This is a genomic window from Stutzerimonas sp. R40042, assembly GCF_026642215.1.
In the GTDB taxonomy this organism is placed as follows: domain Bacteria; phylum Pseudomonadota; class Gammaproteobacteria; order Pseudomonadales; family Pseudomonadaceae; genus Stutzerimonas; species Stutzerimonas frequens.
Genome location: NZ_CP113258.1, coordinates 3,247,189 through 3,263,951 on the forward strand (window position 1 = coordinate 3,247,189; position 16,763 = coordinate 3,263,951).

Sequence of the window (16,763 nt, forward strand, 5' to 3'; positions counted from 1 at the left end):
CACGGGCCCGCCTCAAGCCGAGGAGTGACCGCATGAGCGTCAAACCGACCCCCCTGTTCGATAGCGAACCGGCAACGCCAGAAGCCGACCGGCCGCTGCTCACCGCTGCGCCGGCTCCCCAGGCAGCGCCGGCTGCCACCCCTTCCGCGCCGCGTCGCCTGCCGCCGATGGCCGGGCGTTACCTGGTGCGAGCGCTGGCGCTGCTGGCAGCCTTGCTGATCTGGCACCTGGCGACCGCGACGGGCTTCAACCTGTTCATCAATTTCGAGAACGTGCCGGCACCGCTGCTGGTGGGCCAGACGCTGATCCAGCAGCTGGGCAGCAGCGAGTTCTACCTGCACATCGTCCACAGCCTGGAACGCATCGCGCTGGCCTATGCCTACGCCGTGGTGCTCGGCGTCCTTTGCGGCGTGCTGATCGGCCGTTCGCGCTGGGCCGAAGACATCCTGCTGCCCTACATCGAGCTGTTCCGGCCGATTCCGGCGGTGGCCTGGATTCCGTTGGCGATCCTGATGCTGCCAACCGAGCAGTCGAGCATCGTCTTCATCACCTTTCTCGGCGCCTTCTTCCCCATCGTGCTGAACACCGTGCACGGCGTGGAGCAGACGCCGGACGTCCTGGTGCGTGCCGCCCGCAGCCTGGGCGCCAGCGACCGGGCGATCCTCTGGCACGTGGTGATTCCCGGTGCGATGCCAAGCATCGTCGCCGGCCTGGCGATCGGCATGGGCGTAGCCTGGTTCTCGCTGCTGGCCGGCGAAATCATCAGCGGCCAGTACGGCATCGGCTACTTCACCTGGACCAGCTACACCTTGGTCAAGTACCCGGAAATCATCATCGGCATGCTCACCATCGGCGGCCTCGGCACGCTCTGCACGCTGCTCGTGCGCAAGGCCTGCGTGCCGCTGCTGCGCTGGCAGCAGCAGGGGGGCCGGTCATGAATGCGATCGTCTCCGACAACCGCCTCGCCGTGCTCGACCACAGCCGGCTGCGCGCCAAGGCCGCGGCCAAGGGCGACGGGCGCGGCCATGTCAGCGTGCGTGCGCTGTCCATCGAATTCGACCACGCCGGCGGCAAGCGCGCCGCGGTGCAACAGGCCAGCCTGGAGATTCGCCCCGGCGAGTTCGTCTGCCTGCTCGGCCCCTCGGGTTGCGGCAAGTCGACCCTGATGAACGCCATCGCCGGCTTCGTCAAACCCACCCGCGGCGAGCTGACCGTCGACGGTCAGCCCATCGCCGGACCCGGCCCGGACCGAGGCATGGTGTTCCAGCAGCACTCGCTGTTCCCCTGGAAGACGGTGCGCGAGAACGTCGCCTTCGGCCCGCTGATGGCCGGCGCCTCGCGGAACGAGGCCACCGGCGTGGCGCGCACCTTCCTTTCGCTGGTGGGGCTCGCCGCCTTCGAGGACGCCTACCCCGGCACCCTGTCCGGCGGCATGCAGCAGCGCGTCGGCATCGCCCGCGCGCTGGCCAACTACCCCAGCGTGCTGCTGATGGACGAGCCGTTCGGCGCACTGGACGCGCAGACCCGGATCATGATGCAGGAGAACCTGCTGGAGATCTGGCGCGAGTTCAAGAACACCGTGGTGTTCGTCACCCACGACATCGACGAGGCGGTGTTCCTCTCCGACCGCATCGTGGTGATGAGCGCCAGCCCCGGGCGGATCATCGCCGACATCCGCGTCGAGCTGCCGCGACCGCGCGAGCAGAGCCTGCTCACCGACCCTGCCTTCATCGACTACAAGCGCCAGTGCCTGGACCTGATCCGCCAGGAAACCCTGCGCGCCTTTCAGCAGCAGAACGGAGGCTGAGCCATGCATATCCGTCCTTTTCCTGCGCCCACGCTCGACATGACCTGTCATGACAGGCTGGAGCCACGCCCATGAGCCACCTCGAACCGCTCGCCCCGGGTCAGTCGCCACTGCCGCTGTACGTGCAGATCCGCGACACCCTCAGACGCAAGATCCTCGAAGGCGACTATGCCGTGCATGAACGGCTGCCCTCGGAAAACGAGCTGATGACCGCCTTCGGCGTCAGCCGCATCACCATCCGCCAGGCGCTGCGGGACCTGCACAACGAAGGATTGGTGTTCAGCGCCCAGGGCAAGGGCACCTACGTCAGCAAGCCCAAGGCGGTGCAGAACGTGCAGCGCCTGCAGGGCTTCGGCGAGGCCATGGCCGCCCAGGGCTACGAAGCGACCGCGCGGCTGCTGTCGATTCAGGAGCGCAAGCCACCCAAGCCGGCGGCTGCCGCGCTGAACCTCGCGCCCGGCGCGGATGTGGTCGAGGTCAAGCGCGTGCGCTTTCTCAACCGCGCCCCGGTGTGCCTGGAGCACAGCTACTTCCCCCTGGACATCGGCCAGCGCCTGTTCGGCCTGGACCTGTCCGGCGACATCTTCCCGCTGCTGGAGAACCGCTTCGGTATCGGCCTCGGCCATGCCGCCATCGGCCTCGACGCCACCCTGGCCGACGACGAACACCAGCCCTACCTCGGCCTCAAGGCCGGTGAACCCATCCTGCGCGTCGAGCGGCTGACCCATGACCGCAGCGGTCGGCCGATCGATTTCGAATACCTGTGCTACCGCGGCGACGCCTTCAAGTACCAGTTCCGGGTCGACCGGAAATAGAGGAGACCACCATGACCACGATTCACGACATTCCCGTCATCGAAACCGACGTGCTGGTGATCGGCGGTGGCACCGCCGGCCCGATGGCCGCCGTCACCGTCAAGGAGCAGGACCCGACGCTCAAGGTGTTGCTGCTGGAGAAGGCCAACGTCAAGCGCTCCGGGGCGATCTCCATGGGCATGGACGGCCTGAACAACGCGGTCGTGCCCGGCCACGCCACGCCCGAGCAGTACGTCAAGGAAATCACCATCGCCAACGACGGCATCGTTCACCAGCCGGCGCTGATGGCCTACGCCACGCGCTCGTTCTCGATGATCGAGCAGCTCGACGCCTGGGGCGTGCATTTCCAGAAGGACGAGACCGGCGACTACGACATGAAGAAGGTTCACCACCTCGGCACCTACGTGCTGCCGATGCCGGAGGGCCACAACGTCAAGAAGATCCTCTACCGCCGCCTGCGCCGGGTGCGCGTGGACATCGAGAACCGCTTCATCGCCACCCGCCTGCTGAAGGACCCGGACGGCAACATCGCCGGCATGATCGGGGTGAACACCCGCACCGCCGAGCCGATCATCATCCGTGCCAAAGCGGTGATCATGGCCACCGGTGCCGCCGGGCGCATCGGCCTGCCGAACTCGGGTTATCTCTTCGGCACCTACGAGAACCCGGCCAACTGCGGTGACGGCCACGCCATGGCCTACCACGCCGGTGCGGACCTGGCCAACCTCGAGTGCTTCCAGGTCAACCCGCTGCTCAAGGACTACAACGGCCCGGCCTGTGCCTACGTCACCGGCCCGCTCGGCGGCTTCACCGCCAACGCCTACGGCGAGCGCTTCATCGAGTGCGACTACTGGTCCGGGCAGATGATGCTGGAGTTCTTCAAGGAGCTCGAATCCGGCACCGGCCCGGTGTTCCTCAAGCTCGACCACCTGGCCGAGGAAACGATTCAAGAGATCGAGACCGTCCTGCACACCAACGAGCGGCCTTCACGCGGGCGCTTTCACGAAGGGCGGCACATCGACTACCGCCAGCGCATGGTGGAAATGCACATTTCCGAGATCGGTTTCTGCTCGGGCCACTCGGCTTCGGGCGTGTGGACCGACGAGACCGGCGCGACCACCGTACCCGGGCTGTTCTGCGCTGGCGACATGGCTTCGGTGCCACACAACTACATGCTCGGCGCCTTCGTTTACGGGCAGATCTGCGGCGAGAGCGCAGCGGCCTTCGTCAAGGACCGCGCCGAACCCCAGCTGGACGAAGCCTTCATCGCTGCCGAACTCGCCCGCATCCAGGCGCCGCTGAAAGTCACCGACGGCATCCCACCGGAGCAGATGGAATACAAGGTCCGCCGCCTGGTGAACGACTACCTGCAGCCGCCGAAAGTGACCAAGAAGATGGAGATCGGCCTGGAGCGCATCCTCGCCGTGCGCGAGGACGTCCCGCGGCTGGCCGCCGCCGATCCGCACGAACTGCTCCGTGCGCTGGAAGTGCAGTCGATCATTGACTGTGCCGAGATGGCCGCCCGCGCCTCGCTGTACCGCACCGAGTCGCGCTGGGGGCTGTACCACTACCGCGTCGACCACCCCGAGCAGAACAGCGCCGAGTGGTTCTGCCACACCCGCCTGTTCAAGGACGCTAACGGCCAGATGGCCCACGGCAAGCGACCCATCGCCGACTACATCGTGCCGCTCGGCGAAGAGAAGGACGCCTACAACCGCCTGCGCGTGAAGAAGGCCGCCAATGCCTGACCGTGGGGGCGAACTCGTTCGCCCAACACCTGATGCCATGGGCGAATGAATTCGCCCCTACAGGCCGGCAGCGAGCCGACCGTACCGAGGAGATCAACCATGCCCGTCGCCACCCACCGCTCCGCCGTCCCGGTCATCGTGGACGAAGAAAAATGCATCGCCGAAAAGGGTTGCCGTGTCTGCATCGACGTCTGCCCGCTGGACGTCCTGTGGATCAACCCGGACACCGGCAAGGCGCACATGAAGTACGACGAATGCTGGTACTGCATGCCCTGCGAGGCGGACTGCCCGACCGATGCGGTGACAGTGAACATTCCCTACCTGCTGCGCTGAGGGCCGACCAATGAAAACCTACGACGACCCGCTGCTGCAGGACATCGCCACCAACCTGGCCTCGAGCGACCCCGGCATCCGCCGCGTGGCCGTGCTCGAGCTGGTCGACAGCGGCGAACCGGAAGCCGCCGAGCTGCTGATCCTGGCGCTGAACGACCCGGACCCGTCGGTGCGTCAGGAGGCGGCCAAGGTGGTCGACGAGTTCGACGCCGCCGACATCGCCGACGCCCTGATCGCCGCCCTGCAGGACAGCGACGAGGTGGTGCGCAACGCCGCCGCCCATGCGCTGGCGGACCTGAAGGACCCCGCCGCCGCGTTGCCGCTGCTCGAAGCCTTGGCCGGCAGCGACGATCCCTTCGTCGTCGCCGGCATCCTCCGTGCGCTCAAGCCGTTGCGCCATCCACAGGCGCAGGCGCCGGCCCTGGTGCGGATGCAGCACGCCGACCCGGGCGTGCGCCGCGAAGCGGTGGCGGTGATCGGCTGGCTCAAGCAGCCGGCCAATCTGCCGGCGCTGATCGAGCGGGCGCAGCACGACGACGACGCCGACGTCCGCCGCGCCGCCACCGGCGCGCTGGTCTATGCCGCGCCCGAACAGGTCGGCCCGGCGCTGATCGGCATCCTGCGCGACGAACACTGGCAGGTGCGCGTCGAGGCCGCGGTGAGCATCGGCAAGCTCGACTACCAGGCCGCACTGCAGCCCCTGGTCGAGGCCACGCACGACAGTTTCTGGCAGGTCCGGGAAAAGGCCGTCGATGCGCTCGGCAAGCTCGGTGCGGTGGGCGCGATCCCGGCGCTCGGCGTCTGCGCCCGCGACCCGATGAGCAACCTGCGCAAGGCGGCCATCGGCGCGCTGGGCGCCATCGCACACAACGATGGCCGCCCCTTCGTCGAACTGGCCATGGACGACCCCGACCCGGACGTCCGCAAGCTCGCCCGCTGGGCCATGTCGAAACTCGACGCCGCGGCCTGATTTTTACGCGCTTTGTGTTGCACAGCACTTGAAGCCGAAACGTCACGAGCGCAGCGGGGCGGGGGCGCCCAGCCAAGGCGAAGGTGGCGCGCGGGAGCGGAGTTTACAGGCCGTAAATGAGCATCCCGCGCGCCGCCTTCAACGCAGCATCCGCAAGCGCAGTGGTTTCGAGGAGAACGAAATGACCTACGTCGTTACAGAGAACTGCATCCGCTGCAAATACACCGACTGCGTGGAAGTCTGCCCGGCCGACTGTTTTCACGAAGGCCCGAACTTTCTCGTCATCAACCCCGAGACCTGCATCGACTGCAGCCTCTGCGCGCCGGAATGCCCGGCCGATGCGATCTTCGCCGACAACGCCTTGCCCGAAGGCCAACAGCACTTTCTCGAACTCAACGCCGAGCTGGCAGAAGTCTGGCCGGTGATCACCCAGAGCGCCTCGCCGCTGGCCGAGGCCGAAACCTGGGTGGACCAGGGCGGCAAGTTGGCCTTTCTGGAGCGCTGAAGCATGCCCCAACTTGTCATGACGAGTGGGTTGCGCCACGGCGTGTTGGCCCTGGTCACGGTCTGTGCCGCCACGCTCGGCAGCGCCCGCCCGCTGGACACGCCGGAACGCTTCGTGCGCAGCCCGGAAGCGCCCACGCTGCTCGTCAGCGGTGGGCCGGCGCCCATGCCGCGCGACCTTGTCATGCCGTTCATTCGCTAGAGGCCGCAAGCCCGGAGAGATTCATGAACGCCTTCACCGCATCGAATCACGACGCCACGACCCACATCGCACAGTCCCAGCGGCTGATCGACCCACCCCTCGAGATCCGCCTGCGCAAGGCGCAGCGCGTGCTGGAACTGACCTGGCCGGATGGCGCGCAGAGCCGCATCAGCTGCCTGACGCTGCGGCGGGCCTGCGCCTGCTCCAACTGCCAACGCCTCCAGCAGACCGGCGCGCTGACGCTGATCGACGCCGAGGTCGGCGTGAACCGCCTGGAGCTGTCCGGCATCAGCGGTCTGCAGCTGTATTTCAGCGACGGTCATTTTCGCGGCTTGTACCCCTGGGCCTACCTACGTGATCTGGGCGATCCGGCATGAATGCCCGGCTCGAAGTCCTCGCCCCGCCCGTCGCGCTGTGCCGCAAGCACTACCCGGGCCTGGCCCTGTGTGCGGTGCTGGCACTCGCCGGCAGCTTTCTTGCCGATCACTACGGCGCGCCCGCGCTGCTGATGGTGTTGCTGGTCGGCCTGGGTTTCGCCAGCCAGGGCAACGAGGCACGCATGCAGCCGGGCGTCGCGTTGTGCAGCCGGCAACTGCTGCGCATCGGCGTGGCGCTGCTCGGCGCGCGCATTGGCGTCGCGCAGCTGGAAGCGGTCGGTGCGCGGCCTTTGATGCTGGTGCTCGTCACGGTGCCGCTGGTGCTCGGCCTGGCGCTGCTGCTCGGCCGGCTGCTGCGGCTGCCGATCCTGCACAGCCTGGTGGCGGGCGCGGCAGTGGCGATCTGCGGCGTGTCTGCGGCGATTGCCGTGGCGGCGGTGATCCCGGCCGGACGCCTGGAAGAGCGCCGGCTGCTCGCCGTGGTGGTTGGGGTGACGGCCCTCGGCACGCTGTCGATGCTGCTCTACCCGCCGCTGACCGACCTGCTCGGGCTGGATGCGCTCGACAGCGGCCTGCTGCTCGGCGCCAGCATTCATGACGTCGCGCAGGCGGCCGGTGCCGGGTACCTCGTCTCGGATACCGCCGGCGACGTCGCGACCCTGACCAAGCTGTTGCGGGTCGCCCTGCTCGCGCCGCTGGTGCTGGTGCTCGGCCTGCTGCTGCGTCGGCAGGAACCGGGCAGCCCGGATTTTCCGCTGTTTCTGCTCGGCTTTCTCGGCCTGTTCACGCTGAACAGCCTCGGCTGGCTACCGGCCTGGCTGCGCGAGGCGCTGGTCACCGGCTCGCAGGCCTGCCTGCTGCTGACCATGGCCGCGCTCGGCATGCGCACCCGAGTCGGCGAACTGTTTGCCCAGGGCTGGCAGCCCTTCGCCCACCTGGCCCTGCTCAGCGTCGCGCTGTTACTGGCGACGAGCCTGCTGCTGACCCTGTTCTGATCGACTCAAACCACGAGAGAGGAAGGCCCCATGTCTGCACTCGGCACCGAAAGCGTTCTATCCGTGCATCACTGGAACGACACCCTGTTCAGCTTTCGCACCACCCGCGATCCGGCGCTGCGCTTCGAGAATGGCCACTTCGTGATGATCGGCCTGGAAGTCGACAGCAAGCCGCTGATGCGCGCCTACAGCATCGTCAGCGCCAACCACGACGAGCACCTGGAATTCCTCAGCATCAAGGTGCCAGACGGCCCGCTGACCTCGCGCCTGCAACACCTGAAGGTCGGTGACTCGCTCATCGTCAGCCGCAAGCCGGTCGGCACCCTGGTGATGCATGACCTCAGGCCCGGCAAGCACCTCTACCTGCTCGGCACCGGCACGGGACTGGCGCCGTTCATGAGCATTGTTCGCGATCCGGAAGCCTACGAGCGTTTCGACAAGATCGTGCTCGTGCACGGGGTGCGCGAGGTCAGCGAGCTGGCCTACCACGACTACCTCACCCAGGAACTGCCGGCGCACGAATTCCTTGGCGAAGCGGTGCGGGCCAAGCTGCTCTATTACCCAACAGTGACCCGCGAGGCGTTCCGCCACACCGGCCGCATCAATGCGCTGATCGAGACCGGCAAGCTCACCGACGATCTCGGCCTGCCGCGGCTGAACCCCGAGAGCGACCGCGTGATGCTCTGTGGCAGCCCGGCGATGCTCGACACCCTCACCAGCCAGCTCGAAGCCCTGGGCTTCCAGGCCTCGCCCAGTCAGGGCGTACCGGGTGATTACGTCATCGAGCGGGCGTTCGTTGAAAAGTAAGCGCATCTGGAACAGGCGAGCCGGCTAGCGTCGCATCGAGGTGCTCACTAGCCGGCTCGCCTGTCTGGACACCACGCCAGCCCTCGATCGCGATGCGCTTCGCACGCCGCCGTCTCAACAGGTGGCTTCTACTACTTCAGTCACCTCCGTTCGCCTGTCCGCCTGCTTGCCGAGCTGCCAGCCGAGATAGCCCCAGAGCAGTGCGCAGAGTGCGCCGGCCACGGCGACCAGACCGGCGCCCTGCCCGAACATGTCCAGCGCCGTCTTCCCCCAACCGCTGACGGCATCGCCGGCGCGGTAGACGACGGTGTCGATGACGTTCTTCGCCTTGTACTTACTCTCCGCATCCAGCGGCGCGAAGAGCATTTCGCGGCCGGGCCGGACGAACGCGTACTCGCCGATGCGGCGCACGATCATCAACGTCGCGAGCACGGCGAAGCTGGGCATCAGCGCGAGGCCGACAAAGCCGACGCAGACCAGCAGCGGCACGATGGCCAGCAGCACGCGCACGCCGAGTTTCTGCGCCAGGCGGCCGGTGATGAAGAGTTGCGACAGCAGCGCGCCCGCCTGGACGACCACGTCGATGATGCCGAACACGCGAACCTGGGCAGCACGGTCAGGGAACAGCTCGGCCACCAGGCGCGCCTGCTCGAAGTAGAGAAAGGTGGTCACGGTAGCCAGCAGCACCACGAAACCGGCGATGCCGAGCAGATAGGGCGACTGCATCACCCGAGTCAGGCCGCTGAAGGGGTTGCCGGGCACCGGCCGACGCGTACTCTCCGCCGGAGCCGCGCCGGGGCGCCCTGCTCCGCCGATTTCGCGCCAGCGCATCAGCGAGAACTTGAGCGCCAGCGCCGCGCCCAGCAACAAGGCGGCCAGCAGCATCAGCCCCGACTCGCCCAGGCTGCCGACCAACAGCGCGCTGAGCGCCGGCCCGACCAGCCCGCCGAGGCTCGCGCCGGCAGCAATGAAGGCGAACAGCCGCTTGGCCTGGGCGCTGTCGAACACATCAGCCATCAGGCTCCAGGCCACGGACACGACGAACAGGTTGTAGACCGAGATCCACACGTAGAACACCCGCGCCAGCCAGGCGCTGTCACCCCGCAGCAGAAACAGCACGGAGAAGCCCAGCAGGTTCAGGCAGAAGAAGCCGTACACCCAATCGACGAAATGCAGGCGCGGTACGTGAGAACTGAGCCAGGCAAACAGCGGTACGGCCGCCAGCATGACGAAGAAGGTCGCGGTGAACAGCCATTGCAGGTTCTCCACGCCGGCGGCGATGCCCATCGACTCGCGGATCGGGCGCAGCATGAAATAGCCGGCGAACAGACAGAAAAACAGCAGGAAACCACTCAGTGCCGGACGCAGCTCATGCGCTTCGGCATTGATCACGGCACTCAGGCGATGCACAACGGATGGCGTGCTCATAGGCGCGCTCCTGAAGAATGAAGTGAGAACAGGGCGCGAGCTCAAGGCCGCGCCCGAGGATTCAGGGGTAACGCACGCCGGTCAGGCGTTCCGACAGCTGCCACAGCCGGGCGGCATCCGCTTGGTTCGCGGCGGCGTCGGGAACCCTGGCAAAGCCCAGCGGCCCGCGTTTTTCTTCCTCGCCGGTCGGCCCGTAGTAGGCACCGCCAATGGCGTCAGGCGCAGTGGCGGCATACAGCGTCGGCAGCGCGCCCTGGGCGGCGGAGTGGTAGTTGTCGCGGTCCTTGGCCCAGTTGGCGGCGAACTCACTGTCCAACCCGGGTCCGCGCTCGACCAGCTCGGTGACGGCGACCCCCGGGTGCGCGGCGATGCTGAGAAGGCCCCAGCCGGATGCGTCACTGTGGCGTTGCAGCTCCATGGCCCACATCAGCACCGCGAGCTTGGACTGCGCATAGGTAGCGTAGGGGTTGTAGCGCTGCTCGGCCTGCAGGTCCGCGAAGTCCAGCTGGCCACGGCCCGCCGCGATGCTGGACAGGCTGACCACCCGGGCATCGTCGCTCTCCAGCAGCAGCGGCATGAGCAGCGCTGTCAGGGCGAACGGGCCGAGGTAGTTGGTGGCCAGCTGCAGCTCGTGGCCATCGGCCGAGGTGCCGCGCTCAGGCGGCGCCATGATCGCGGCATTGTTGATCAGTACGTCCAGGCGCGGCAGGCGCTCCTGCAGACGCTCGGCCAGGCTGCGCACCGAGGCCAGGTTGGCCAGGTCGACCGCCTCGAACTGCAGGCGGGCATCCGGCACCTGCTCCCGTATCCGTTCGATCGTCTGCTGCCCGCGCTCGGCATTGCGCGCAGCGATGATCACCTCGGCACCGGCGCGCGACAGCGCCAGCGCATCTTCGTAGCCCATGCCACTGGTGCCGCCAGTGACCAGCACGATGCGGCCCGTCTGGGCTGGCATGTCGGCCAGGCTCCAGTCGGGTTTCGGCGATGGCCGGTTGGCGGCTTCGACGGCCAGCGTTCCAGCCAGCGCCGCCCCGGCGATCAGCGTTCTGGCCAGCTTCATCAATGGCCGGGCATGGCTGCCCGGCCCGGTTGCGTTTCTCTGCGCCATGATCGTTTCCTCGTCGTCGTGAAGGGCCTACCTCAGGTAGAGGCAGCCGACGGACGAAGTATCAGCGTACGATCACAGGCTGATAATCCAGGCAAACGTGGACGGGCTGTTCGGCCAATCGTACAGTCACTCATTCATGGAGGTCCCATGCGTCAACCCAACCTGAGTGATGTCGCGCTGTTCGCCGCCGTGGTCGAAGCCGGAGGGTTTCGCGCCGCGGCGCAGAAACGCGGCATGTCGGCGTCTTCGCTGAGCGATTGCATGCGCCGGTTGGAAAGCGATGTCGGCCTGCGCCTGCTCAACCGCACCACCCGCAGCGTCACCCCGACCAGCGCCGGCGAACGCCTGCTGGAGCGGCTGCGCCCGGCGCTCGACGAGATCAGCGCCGCGTTCAACGACCTGGACGATGACGCGCAACGCCCGGTCGGCACCCTCAAGCTGAACGTGCCGGTCCCGGTGGCGCGCTTCGTGCTGCCGGACCTGCTGAGCCGCTTCCTCAAGCTCTACCCGACGGTGAACGTCGAAGTGGTGATGGAGAACACCTTCATCGACGTCATCGCGGCCGGTTACGACGCCGGGGTGCGTTACGAGGAAAGCCTGGCCAAGGACATGATCGCCATCCCCATCGGCCCGCGTCGGCAACGCTTCGTCGCCGCCGCCGCACCTAGCTACCTCGCCGCCCACGGCACGCCGCGACACCCGTCCGAGCTGACCGAGCACCAGCTGCTCGGCCATCGTTTCGAGAGCGGCAAGGTGGGTATTTTCGAGTTCGAGAAAGACGGCAGAATCTTGCGCGTACCGCCACAGGGCCAGCTCGTGACCTCCTCCCACGACCTGAAAACCAGTGCGGCGATCAACGGCCTGGGTGTCATCTACACCTTCGAGGACTTCATCCGAGAGCCGCTCGCCGATGGGCGCCTGACGCCCATCCTCGAGGACTGGTGGCAGTCCTTCGACGGCCCCTTCCTCTACTACCACGGCCGCCGCCACATGCCCTCGCCGCTGCGAGCCTTCGTCGACTTCCTGAAGGCCGAGGGGCGAGAGCCAGCCTGAGGGCAGTCGGTCAAGGCCCCGGCAGATAGCCCGGCAGGCTCTCGATACGCGCCATCCAGCGCGCCACGTTGCCATACGGGCCGAGGTCGACGCTGCCCTCCGGCGCCAGCACCACGTAGGGGTAGACCGCGCAATCGGCGATGGTCGGCCGCCCCATCGCCAGCCAATCGTTCGTTTCCAGATGCGCATCGAGTAGCCCTAGCACCGTTGGCGCCTTGGCCAGCGCCGCGGCCTTGTCCAGCGGGTAGCCGAACTTTTCCACCAGCCGCGCTGCACACAGGCTGTGTTGCACCTCGTTGGCGGCGAAGGACAGCCACTGCACGATCTCGGCCTGCCCGCGGGCATGGTCCGGCCACCAGGCCAGGCCGCCGTGGGTACCGGCGAGAAAAACCAGGATCGCCTGGGAATCGCGTACCACATGGCCGTCATCCTCGAGCACCGGCACCTGCCGCAACGGGTTCATGTCCGACAGTGGCGGCTTCTTGTGCGCGCCATTGGCGAGATCCACCGGCACCCGCTCCAGTTCAATGTCGGCCAGCGCCGCGAACAGGCGCACCTTGTAGCAGTTGCCGGAAGCTTGCAGGTCGTACAGTTTCATTGCGCATCTCCTTCGACGAGCTGATTGAATTCGAGAACGTTGCCGTCCGGGTCCCGGATGAACAGCGCGATCCGCCGCGGGCCGATGTGATGCGGCCCTTCGGTGATGACGATGCCCTCCTCGCCCAGCCAGCGCTGCAGCGCCTGGAGGTCATCGACGATAAACGCCGGATGGGTCATGCCCGGGCGCTTGATCGGCGCGTCCAGCAATACGTTGTGCGCATCGGGCGCACGCGCGCCGTTGAAGATCAGGTTGATGCGCACGCCGTCCGGGCTGAGCATCTCGTTGGCCTCGAACAGCGGAAAGCTCGCGCTCTCGACGAAGCCCAGCGCCTGGTAGAAGGCCATGGCGCGGCGGCGGTCGCTGACGCGGATGCCGATATGGTCGTAGGCCAGGATGCGCGAGGGGTTGGATGGTGGGTTCATGTGCGAAACTCCGGAAGTCGTCGGTCCGGGACAGTGTCCGCCGCCCTGCGCATCCCAGCTATGCCGCGGACCTGACAACACCCCTACAGCAATCGCACAAATCGAAGGTGGCAATGGACAAGCTCAAGGCGATGGCCAATTTCGTGAGGATCGTCGACAACGGCAGCCTGAGCGCGGCGGCCGACGCCAGCGGCCAGTCCGTGGCATCGGTGGTGCGCTCGCTGGCCGCGCTGGAGCGCCACCTGGGTGTGCGCCTGCTCAACCGCAGCACGCGGCGCATGGCCCTGACCGACGAGGGTGCCGAGTACCTGGCCTGGAGCCGGCGCATGCTTGCCGAGTTTGCCGACATCGAGCAGCGCCTGGACGCGCAGGACGGCGACGTCCGCGGCCTGCTGCGCCTAACCGCCCCGGTGGAGTTCGGCCAGCGCTACCTGGCGCCGCTGGTCAATGCTTTTCTCAAGGAGCACCCGCAGGTACAGGTGGAGCTGAACCTGAACGACCAGATCGTCCCGCTGCTGGACGAACGCCTCGACCTCGCCCTGCGCATCGGCCACCTGCCCGACTCGGCCATGGTCGCCCGGCAGATCGGCAGCACCCGGCTGGTCACCTGCGCCAGCCCCGAGTACCTGAGCAGCGCCCCCGCCATCGATACCCCGGCGGCAATCAAGGACCACGCCTGCATCCTCTTCGCCGCCCAGGGGCGCCACTGGTACTACCGCCACGGCGAGAAAGAACAGGCCGAAGAAATCACCCCACGCCTGACTTGCAACCAGATCCGCACCGCCAGCCTGGCCTGCGTGCAAGGCTTGGGCATCACCCGCCTGCTGCACTACCAGGTCGCCGATGAACTGGCTGATGGTCGTCTGGTAAGAGTGCTCAGGGACTACGAACCGAAGGACCTGCCAATCCAACTGGTCTACCCGCACGCCTTGCAACTATCGCCAAGGGTGCGGGCGTTTGTGGAGTGGGTTGGTCCGAGGCTGGAAAGGGGTTTGCCGGAGTCTCGATAGACAATAACGGGCCTCGCGCAGACGGTGCGAAGCAAGTCGGGACTTGGCAATCGTAGATACAGCAGTTTCGCCGAACCGGGAATGGTAGCGCCGATACAGAACTGCTTGGGTAGTCGAGTTTGCAGCTTGGCTGCTTCTCGCTTGCTAGCGACGACTGCTAGTACAGCGCCGCCGCTACCTCTCGGTCATGAGCTTTTGCAGAACATCCTTCCTGCGCGTTATAGCTTTCCGAGGAACATACCGTTCCACCTTCCGCTTTACATACACCTTACACAACGATAATAATTCTCAGCTGCTAAGGCTTAGCATTATCAAAACCCTCACCAGAAGAGCCACAACACTCTGCCCACAACAGGCTGAAGGTGACAGACAGCGTTCCCCTCTGCTGCGCAGTTGCACCTGACGCCAAACAATCAGGAAATTTTCTCGCATGATCAGGACGACCCGCCGTATCGGCGTCACTGCCAGCCTGCTGGCATTCGCCATCGCCCAGGCCGCACAAGCGAACGAAACCGATGAAAACCGTCAGCAGGCCCAGAGTGATCCGGTAACACTCGCCCCGTTAACCATCCAGGGCGATGTGCTGGGCAGCGCCAGCGAAGAAGAAGTACGCACCTATGCCGGTAGCCGCAGCGTGGTCGAGGCCCAGGAGCTGAAGAAGGCCAGCGTGCGCGGCCTGGATGACGCCCTGGCGCGGGTCCCGGGGGTAAAGATTCTCGACGAGACCGGTACCGGCGTACTGCCGCAGCTGTCCGTGCGCGGGCTTTCGGAAAGCCGCAGTGGCCGCGTGCAGGCGCTCGCCGATGGCATCCCGCTGGCCCTGGCGCCCTATGGCCAGACCAGCCTGTCGCTGTTCCCGCAGACCCTGGCAACGGTCGATCGCATCGACATCGTGCGTGGCGGTGCCTCCGTGCAGTACGGACCGAACAACGTCGGCGGCGTGATCAACTTCATCAGCCGGCCGATCCCCGAGAAGTGGGAAACCACCCTGCAGGAGCGCGTCACCTTCGCGGCCGGCGGGCGTCAACTGTACGACAGCTACCTGGGCACCGGCGGCCGCCTGACCGACAACTTCGGCCTGCAGCTGGACGTCAACACCATCAGCGGCGAATACGGTCGCGAGCATTCCGAGACCGACGTGCAGAACTACCGCCTGCGCGGCCAGTGGGATATCGATGACAGCCGCAGCCTGAGCTTCGGCGTGCAGCGCTACATCGCCGACATGGACCTGGCCGGCGCCCTCAGCGTGGCCGACTACAAGGACGACCCGCGCCAGTCGACCCGCAAGCTCGATCGTTTCGAAGGCGACAGCGACCGCGTCTGGGGCACCTATACCCAGTACCTCGGCGCCATGGGCCCGTTCGACGACGTGGAATTCAGCTGGACCAACTTCGCCCAGCACAGCTATCGCAACTTTATCGTTGGCCTGCCCTTCGCGCCGGATGCCACGCCGGCCACCCTGCAGGATGCGCCCCGCGACTTCCGCGTGTGGGGCAGCGAGCCGCGCCTGAGCCTCGGCATCGACGGCGATAGCGTCAGCCAGACCTGGCTGCTCGGCGCCCGCCTGGTCAAGGAAAACGTCGATTTCGATGTCGACCGTCTGAACCTGAATACCGGCACCACCAGCGTGGTGCGCGACTGGGTATTCGATACCAAGGGCCAGGCTGCCTATGTGAGCAACGAAATCAAGCTGCTCGACGACCGCCTGACCATCACCCCCGGCGTGCGCTATGAGCACGCCAAGATGGAGTACGCCGACGGCGTCAGCGGCGTCGAGCGCAAGACCGTCGCCGAAGAGTGGCTGCCCGGTCTGAGCATCGGCTACCAGGCCAGCGACGACTGGTTCGTCTACGCCAACGCGCAGCGCTCGCTGCGGGTGCCTCAGGTGTTCCAGATCGTCAGGGATGGCGTGGTCCAGGCGGAAATCTCGCGCAACTACGAGACCGGCGTGCGCTTTACCCCACAGGACAACCTGCGCATCGACTTCGGCCTGTACCGCATCGACTTCGACGACCAGATCGTGTTCGCCAACAGCCGCTTCCAGAATCTCGGCAGCACCCGCCACCAGGGGATAGAGACCGAGGTGTTCTGGACCCCGGCCGCGCTGCCAACCCTCGACCTGCACGCCGGCTACGCCTACCTCGATGCCGAGCTGCGCACCGGCGACTTCAAGGGCAACGAGGTGCCGTACAGCTCCAAGCACCAGTTCACCGTCGATGGTCGTTACCGCTTCGCCGAGTTCTGGACCTACAGCCTGGATGGCCTCTACGTCAGCAGCGCCTATACCGACGACGCCAACAGCGCCGAGGAGAATGCCAGCGCCTCAGTAGGCGAGCTGCCCGCCTACTGGATCTGGAACACTGCCATCGAGCGCGAGTTCAAGCTACAGGACCAGAGCGTGCTGACCGCCTCGGCCGGCATCAGCAACCTGTTCGACCGCCAGTACTACTTCCGCGGCATCGACACCAGTCCCGAGGGCCGCCAGCCAGCACCGGGCCGTACCCTGACGCTGGGGGTGAACTACCGCTTCTGATCGTCGTATCTCCTCCCCCTGGCGCCATGCCAGGGGGTCGTCCATTCGAC

General features: G+C 66.5%; 18 protein-coding genes. 14 read left to right on the forward strand and 4 right to left on the reverse strand.

The window, feature by feature from the left end:
• Positions 1 to 32 precede the first annotated feature (32 nt).
• The 11 genes from OUY36_RS15370 to OUY36_RS15420 all read left to right on the forward strand — a co-directional run bounded on the left by OUY36_RS15370 (position 33) and on the right by OUY36_RS15420 (position 8,558).
• Positions 33 to 938, forward strand: a complete 906-nt coding sequence (locus OUY36_RS15370) for an ABC transporter permease (RefSeq protein WP_267934923.1) — start codon at positions 33 to 35, stop codon at positions 936 to 938.
• Positions 935 to 1,807, forward strand: coding sequence for an ABC transporter ATP-binding protein (locus OUY36_RS15375; protein ID WP_267934925.1), 873 nt, complete (start codon positions 935 to 937; stop codon positions 1,805 to 1,807). The genes OUY36_RS15370 and OUY36_RS15375 overlap by 4 nt, the downstream gene beginning before the upstream one ends.
• 71 nt (positions 1,808 to 1,878) lie before the next feature.
• A complete protein-coding gene (locus OUY36_RS15380) occupies positions 1,879 to 2,622 on the forward strand; it encodes a GntR family transcriptional regulator (RefSeq protein ID WP_014597287.1) in 744 nt (247 codons plus the stop codon).
• 11 nt (positions 2,623 to 2,633) lie between these two features.
• Positions 2,634 to 4,370: a fumarate reductase/succinate dehydrogenase flavoprotein subunit gene (locus OUY36_RS15385; RefSeq protein WP_014597288.1), complete on the forward strand. Its 1,737-nt coding sequence runs from the start codon at positions 2,634 to 2,636 to the stop codon at positions 4,368 to 4,370.
• Between the two features lie 99 nt (positions 4,371 to 4,469).
• A complete protein-coding gene (locus OUY36_RS15390; protein WP_014597289.1) occupies positions 4,470 to 4,703 on the forward strand; it encodes a 4Fe-4S dicluster domain-containing protein in 234 nt (77 codons plus the stop codon).
• A 10-nt stretch (positions 4,704 to 4,713) separates the two neighbouring features.
• Positions 4,714 to 5,673, forward strand: coding sequence for a HEAT repeat domain-containing protein (locus OUY36_RS15395; protein WP_256068397.1), 960 nt, complete (start codon positions 4,714 to 4,716; stop codon positions 5,671 to 5,673).
• Positions 5,674 to 5,854: 181 nt separating this feature from the next.
• Complete coding sequence (gene fdxA, locus OUY36_RS15400; protein ID WP_041014673.1) at positions 5,855 to 6,178, forward strand: ferredoxin FdxA; 324 nt, start codon at positions 5,855 to 5,857, stop codon at positions 6,176 to 6,178.
• A gap of 3 nt (positions 6,179 to 6,181) precedes the next feature.
• Positions 6,182 to 6,379: a hypothetical protein gene (locus OUY36_RS15405; RefSeq protein WP_043942231.1), complete on the forward strand. Its 198-nt coding sequence runs from the start codon at positions 6,182 to 6,184 to the stop codon at positions 6,377 to 6,379.
• Positions 6,380 to 6,402: 23 nt separating this feature from the next.
• Complete coding sequence (locus tag OUY36_RS15410) at positions 6,403 to 6,756, forward strand: DUF971 domain-containing protein (protein WP_014597293.1); 354 nt, start codon at positions 6,403 to 6,405, stop codon at positions 6,754 to 6,756.
• Positions 6,753 to 7,751 (forward strand): YeiH family protein, encoded by a 999-nt coding sequence (locus tag OUY36_RS15415; protein WP_267934931.1) that lies wholly within the window; start codon positions 6,753 to 6,755, stop codon positions 7,749 to 7,751. Before OUY36_RS15410 ends, OUY36_RS15415 begins: the two co-directional genes overlap by 4 nt.
• A 30-nt stretch (positions 7,752 to 7,781) precedes the next feature.
• Positions 7,782 to 8,558 (forward strand): ferredoxin--NADP reductase, encoded by a 777-nt coding sequence (locus OUY36_RS15420; protein WP_043221382.1) that lies wholly within the window; start codon positions 7,782 to 7,784, stop codon positions 8,556 to 8,558.
• 114 nt (positions 8,559 to 8,672) lie between these two features.
• Here the strand turns inward: OUY36_RS15420 and OUY36_RS15425 are convergent, their stop codons facing one another.
• Positions 8,673 to 9,986, reverse strand: coding sequence for an NTP/NDP exchange transporter (locus OUY36_RS15425; protein WP_267934933.1), 1,314 nt, complete (start codon positions 9,984 to 9,986; stop codon positions 8,673 to 8,675).
• 61 nt (positions 9,987 to 10,047) lie between these two features.
• The gene (locus OUY36_RS15430; RefSeq protein ID WP_267934935.1) at positions 10,048 to 11,094 is read right to left on the reverse strand and encodes an SDR family oxidoreductase; all 1,047 of its coding nucleotides are present in this window, start codon (positions 11,092 to 11,094) and stop codon (positions 10,048 to 10,050) included.
• Between the two features lie 147 nt (positions 11,095 to 11,241).
• On the opposite strand from OUY36_RS15430, the gene OUY36_RS15435 reads away from it, so the two are divergent.
• Entirely contained in the window at positions 11,242 to 12,147 is a 906-nt protein-coding gene (locus OUY36_RS15435; RefSeq protein ID WP_208216423.1) for a LysR family transcriptional regulator, read from the forward strand.
• A gap of 10 nt (positions 12,148 to 12,157) precedes the next feature.
• On the opposite strand, the gene OUY36_RS15440 is transcribed toward OUY36_RS15435, so the two are convergent.
• Both OUY36_RS15440 and OUY36_RS15445 read right to left on the reverse strand, forming a co-directional pair.
• Positions 12,158 to 12,745: a glutathione S-transferase family protein gene (locus tag OUY36_RS15440; RefSeq protein ID WP_267934937.1), complete on the reverse strand. Its 588-nt coding sequence runs from the start codon at positions 12,743 to 12,745 to the stop codon at positions 12,158 to 12,160.
• Positions 12,742 to 13,170, reverse strand: a complete 429-nt coding sequence (locus OUY36_RS15445; RefSeq protein WP_267934938.1) for a VOC family protein — start codon at positions 13,168 to 13,170, stop codon at positions 12,742 to 12,744. The genes OUY36_RS15440 and OUY36_RS15445 overlap by 4 nt, the downstream gene beginning before the upstream one ends.
• 113 nt (positions 13,171 to 13,283) lie before the next feature.
• Between OUY36_RS15445 and OUY36_RS15450 the strand changes: the two genes are divergently transcribed.
• Positions 13,284 to 14,180 (forward strand): LysR family transcriptional regulator, encoded by an 897-nt coding sequence (locus tag OUY36_RS15450; protein WP_208216426.1) that lies wholly within the window; start codon positions 13,284 to 13,286, stop codon positions 14,178 to 14,180.
• Positions 14,181 to 14,610: 430 nt separating this feature from the next.
• Complete coding sequence (locus tag OUY36_RS15455; RefSeq protein WP_267934939.1) at positions 14,611 to 16,713, forward strand: TonB-dependent receptor family protein; 2,103 nt, start codon at positions 14,611 to 14,613, stop codon at positions 16,711 to 16,713.
• Positions 16,714 to 16,763 lie beyond the last annotated feature (50 nt).

Excerpts from the sequence above, each read along its gene's own strand:
- OUY36_RS15370 (WP_267934923.1), top strand. The coding sequence starts at position 33 with ATGAGCGTCAAACCGACCCCCCTGTTCGATAGCGAACCGGCAACGCCA.
- OUY36_RS15375 (WP_267934925.1), top strand. The coding sequence starts at position 935 with ATGAATGCGATCGTCTCCGACAACCGCCTCGCCGTGCTCGACCACAGC.
- OUY36_RS15380 (WP_014597287.1), top strand. The coding sequence starts at position 1,879 with ATGAGCCACCTCGAACCGCTCGCCCCGGGTCAGTCGCCACTGCCGCTG.
- OUY36_RS15385 (WP_014597288.1), top strand. The coding sequence starts at position 2,634 with ATGACCACGATTCACGACATTCCCGTCATCGAAACCGACGTGCTGGTG.
- OUY36_RS15390 (WP_014597289.1), top strand. The coding sequence starts at position 4,470 with ATGCCCGTCGCCACCCACCGCTCCGCCGTCCCGGTCATCGTGGACGAA.
- OUY36_RS15395 (WP_256068397.1), top strand. The coding sequence starts at position 4,714 with ATGAAAACCTACGACGACCCGCTGCTGCAGGACATCGCCACCAACCTG.
- fdxA (WP_041014673.1), top strand. The coding sequence starts at position 5,855 with ATGACCTACGTCGTTACAGAGAACTGCATCCGCTGCAAATACACCGAC.
- OUY36_RS15405 (WP_043942231.1), top strand. The coding sequence starts at position 6,182 with ATGCCCCAACTTGTCATGACGAGTGGGTTGCGCCACGGCGTGTTGGCC.
- OUY36_RS15410 (WP_014597293.1), top strand. The coding sequence starts at position 6,403 with ATGAACGCCTTCACCGCATCGAATCACGACGCCACGACCCACATCGCA.
- OUY36_RS15415 (WP_267934931.1), top strand. The coding sequence starts at position 6,753 with ATGAATGCCCGGCTCGAAGTCCTCGCCCCGCCCGTCGCGCTGTGCCGC.
- OUY36_RS15420 (WP_043221382.1), top strand. The coding sequence starts at position 7,782 with ATGTCTGCACTCGGCACCGAAAGCGTTCTATCCGTGCATCACTGGAAC.
- OUY36_RS15425 (WP_267934933.1), bottom strand. The coding sequence starts at position 9,986 with ATGAGCACGCCATCCGTTGTGCATCGCCTGAGTGCCGTGATCAATGCC.
- OUY36_RS15430 (WP_267934935.1), bottom strand. The coding sequence starts at position 11,094 with ATGGCGCAGAGAAACGCAACCGGGCCGGGCAGCCATGCCCGGCCATTG.
- OUY36_RS15435 (WP_208216423.1), top strand. The coding sequence starts at position 11,242 with ATGCGTCAACCCAACCTGAGTGATGTCGCGCTGTTCGCCGCCGTGGTC.
- OUY36_RS15440 (WP_267934937.1), bottom strand. The coding sequence starts at position 12,745 with ATGAAACTGTACGACCTGCAAGCTTCCGGCAACTGCTACAAGGTGCGC.
- OUY36_RS15445 (WP_267934938.1), bottom strand. The coding sequence starts at position 13,170 with ATGAACCCACCATCCAACCCCTCGCGCATCCTGGCCTACGACCATATC.
- OUY36_RS15450 (WP_208216426.1), top strand. The coding sequence starts at position 13,284 with ATGGACAAGCTCAAGGCGATGGCCAATTTCGTGAGGATCGTCGACAAC.
- OUY36_RS15455 (WP_267934939.1), top strand. The coding sequence starts at position 14,611 with ATGATCAGGACGACCCGCCGTATCGGCGTCACTGCCAGCCTGCTGGCA.